1 protein-coding gene is annotated in these 560 nt (G+C 64.1%); it reads left to right on the top strand.

Going from position 1 to position 560, the window contains the following annotated elements; translation table 11 throughout:
- On the top strand, nucleotides 1–560 hold a 560-nt coding region (locus A5789_RS18775; RefSeq protein ID WP_197516657.1), incomplete at both ends, for a transposase.

The following is a 560-nucleotide window of genomic DNA, read 5'->3' as shown; positions in this document are numbered from 1 at the left end:
AAATCCGATCAAGGCCCGTACACGTTCGTGGCTGCCGACGCTCTGGTGTTGAAAGTCCGCGAGAACGGGCGCGTGGTCAACGTGCACGCTCTGGTCGCCACCGGTGTCAACGCCGATGGCTACCGTGAAATCCTGGGCATCCAGGTCACCAGCGGCGAGGACGGCGCGGGCTGGCTCGCGTTCTTCCGCGACCTGGTCGCCCGCGGCCTGTCCGGAGTCAGCCTGGTCACCTCCGACGCCCACGCCGGGCTGGTCGCCGCGATCGGAGCCACATTGCCCGGAGCTGCCTGGCAGCGGTGCCGAACCCATTACACGGTCAACTTGATGTCGATCACCCCGAAATCATCATGGCCGTGGGTCCGCACTCTGCTGCACTCGGTGTTCGACCAAGCAGACACCGAATCGGTTGCTGCCCAATATGATCGGATGCTCGACGCACTGACCGAGAAACTGCCGAAAGTGGCCGCTCACCTCGATGCCGCCCGCGCGGACCTGCTGTCGTTCACCGCGTTCCCCAAACAGATCTGGCGTCAGATCTGGTCCAACAATCCCCAGGAACG

Source organism: Nocardia sp. 852002-51101_SCH5132738 (assembly GCF_001665695.1).
Classification (GTDB): Bacteria; Actinomycetota; Actinomycetes; order Mycobacteriales; family Mycobacteriaceae; genus Nocardia; species Nocardia nova.
This window is presented reverse-complemented; position numbering and strand designations above follow the sequence as displayed.